This is a genomic window from Actibacterium naphthalenivorans (assembly GCF_014196965.1).
Taxonomy (GTDB): domain Bacteria; phylum Pseudomonadota; class Alphaproteobacteria; order Rhodobacterales; family Rhodobacteraceae; genus Actibacterium_A; species Actibacterium_A naphthalenivorans.
Genome location: NZ_JACIEQ010000039.1, coordinates 1 through 2,356 on the forward strand (window position 1 = coordinate 1; position 2,356 = coordinate 2,356).

Annotated in this window: 2 protein-coding genes, 1 tRNA gene and 1 pseudogene; 1 reads left to right on the forward strand and 3 read right to left on the reverse strand. The window is 63.6% G+C overall.

The window, feature by feature from the left end; translation table 11 throughout:
• Window positions 1-172: 172 nt before the first annotated feature.
• The gene (locus tag GGR17_RS20105; protein ID WP_054540082.1) at window positions 173-550 is read right to left on the reverse strand and encodes a DUF2958 domain-containing protein; all 378 of its coding nucleotides are present in this window, start codon (window positions 548-550) and stop codon (window positions 173-175) included.
• Window positions 547-1,251, reverse strand: coding sequence for a zincin-like metallopeptidase domain-containing protein (locus tag GGR17_RS20110; RefSeq protein ID WP_162231837.1), 705 nt, complete (start codon window positions 1,249-1,251; stop codon window positions 547-549). The genes GGR17_RS20105 and GGR17_RS20110 overlap by 4 nt, the downstream gene beginning before the upstream one ends.
• Between GGR17_RS20110 and GGR17_RS20455 the strand changes: the two are divergent.
• A pseudogene (locus GGR17_RS20455) lies at window positions 1,235-2,158 on the forward strand (McrC family protein). The gene GGR17_RS20110 and the pseudogene GGR17_RS20455 sit on opposite strands and share 17 nt — an antisense overlap.
• Before the next feature lie 103 nt (window positions 2,159-2,261).
• Here the strand turns inward: GGR17_RS20455 and GGR17_RS20120 are convergent.
• Window positions 2,262-2,338: transfer RNA gene (locus GGR17_RS20120), tRNA-Met, on the reverse strand.
• Between the last annotated feature and the right edge of the window lie 18 nt (window positions 2,339-2,356).

Consider the following 2,356-nt stretch of genomic DNA (forward strand, 5'->3'; position numbering starts at 1 on the left):
TATCTGTCGGGCGGCCCCGAAGCCTTGGAAGATCGCAGCCCCAGGCCGTCGCGGGTCTGGAATCGTATCCCGGAACCTGTTCGCGAGAAGGTCAAACCCGTCACGGAAAAAGGCGCAGCCCTCTCACTCTCCTGATCCGGAGTGAGAGCGCCACGCCGATGGCGTGGGAATTCTACTGCCTGTTTCGCAGTGACGCCGCGGCGGCCCTGAGCAATCGCTCGCTTTCTACGATGCTGCCCGCTAGCCGGGCCGCTTCGGCATAGACCGACAGCGGAAATAGCCCCTCGAAGAGGATGTCCCGCTCGATGCCAAGACCGAAGGGCAGAGAGATCGACCTGAACTCCGCGAGGCTGCACGAGCCCATCTCGGGACAGCCGAAGCCGAGATCGGCGAGCCCAAACAGCGTGTCGCCGTCCGGCTCCATTTCGGTGATGAGCCAGGTGCCCGCGCCGACGGGATTGAAGAATTTCACCACCGGCACATGGTCGACATCGCTCTGCCGCCCATTGGCCAGCAGCCGGTCGCGCAAATCGTCGGTCAAGAGGATCATGCCACTCTCCTGTCGCAAGCAGGTTCAACCCGGCTCGTCTGATCGGCATCATCCGGGGCGAAGGCCAAGAGCCAGTCGGCGGCCTTGCTCGCCTGGCTGGCGGCGCGGACGATGGCGCGATTGTCCTCGCGCAGGACCTCGAGCCAGGAGCCGATGTAATCGGCGTGCCGGACGGTCGGCGTGATGCCGAGCGAGGCGCAGCAAAAGGCGGCGTTGATCTCGGCGATCAGCTCCTCGAACGCGTATTTCTTCGAGCCGAACGAGCCGGAGAGATCGCGGTTGAGCCGATGGGGAGCGCCGCTGGCGTGACCGAGTTCGTGCAGGGCGGTGCGGTGCCAGTTGATTGGCTCGAAATAGGCCTGCGGCGGCGGCACCTGCACATAGTCATGGGCCGGCACGTAGAAGGCCCGGTTGCCGCCAATGCGAAAGTCGATCCCCGTCGCCGCGATCAGCGCCTCCACGCGCGGTTCGATCAGCCCGAGGTGGCGCGGGTCGTCCGCGCCCCGGCGCTTGCCCGCGACCGAAAACGGTTGGCACGGATAGCCCGCAGTGACGATGTCCACCGCGCCGCGCCACGGGCGGCCGTCGAAGGTGGCAACGTCAAGCGGTTCGCCCTCTTCATCGACGAGATCAATCGCGGAAACGTCGCCAACGTCTTCGGCGAGCTGATCACGCTGGTCGAAGTTGACAAGCGCATCCACACCGATTGCCCGGTACTCGGAGAGGACGGAGAACCTCAATGCCATCCGCGGACGACTCGAGCTGACCGAGCACCTGCGCGCGAACGCCTTCGATCGTTCTCATCTGCTCTGTCGTTTCGACGAGCGCAGCATCGACAACGCCTACAATCAGACGCTGAAGGGCGTCCTGCGAATCCTACTCGAATTCGCGCTGAGCCCGAGGACCCGCGCGATGGTGGCGGCGTTCCTCCATCGCTTTGACGAGGTGCCCGATCGCAGGGTCAGGGCTCGCGACGTCGGTGCCCTGCGGTTCGATCGCACCATCCGACACTGAGAGCCGGTGTTTGCGCGGGCCCGCTGGCTGCTGACAGGCCTCTATCCGGATGTTCGCATCGGCGACGCAGCTGGTTCCGCTCTGCTGTTCAACATGGAAAAGCTTTTCGAGACGGTACTCGGACTGCGCATCCGGCATGCTTGCCAGGTGCAGGCCGGGGCTCGCCTTTCTGTCGGAATTCAGAGCCCTGTGAAGAACCTCGCGACGGCGGGCTTCCAGCTGCGCCCCGACATCACCATTCAGAGCGAAGTTGAGACCGTTGCCATTCTCGATGCAAAATGGAAGCGCCTCGATCTCGGCGAAGCAAACTCCGGCGTCTCGAGCGGCGACGCGTATCAGATGAACGCCTACGCCAGTCGCTACCGCTGCAAGCGACTCGCGCTCGTTTACCCGGCCTCGAGGGACTGCCCGCCTGGAAGGATCACCGAGTTCGTGCTCATGACCGAAGAGCGGCCGGTACTGGATGTCGTCGCGGTCGATGTTCGAGAGCTCGCCTTTGGCAGCGGGATCCCGGCCGGCATCGATGCGATGATCCCGATCGAGCGGCACTGGAAGCAACAGTCATCGCAGGCACCGATTCACGCAGCGATATGAAGAACTTCGGCCCCTCTTGCTTCCACAGTGCTTCCACGGATGTTGGAAACGCGAACGCCGCCCCGGAGGGCGGCGTTCAAGCATTTGATAATGCGGTATAATTTGGTTGCGGGAGCAGGATTTGAACCTGCGACCTTCAGGTTATGAGCCTGACGAGCTACCGGGCTGCTCCATCCCGCGCCACGTGCCCTTTAGAGG

Bases quoted from the DNA above. Each gene is read 5' to 3' on its own strand.
- GGR17_RS20105 (WP_054540082.1), bottom strand. From the start codon at position 550: ATGATCCTCTTGACCGACGATTTGCGCGACCGGCTGCTGGCCAATGGG.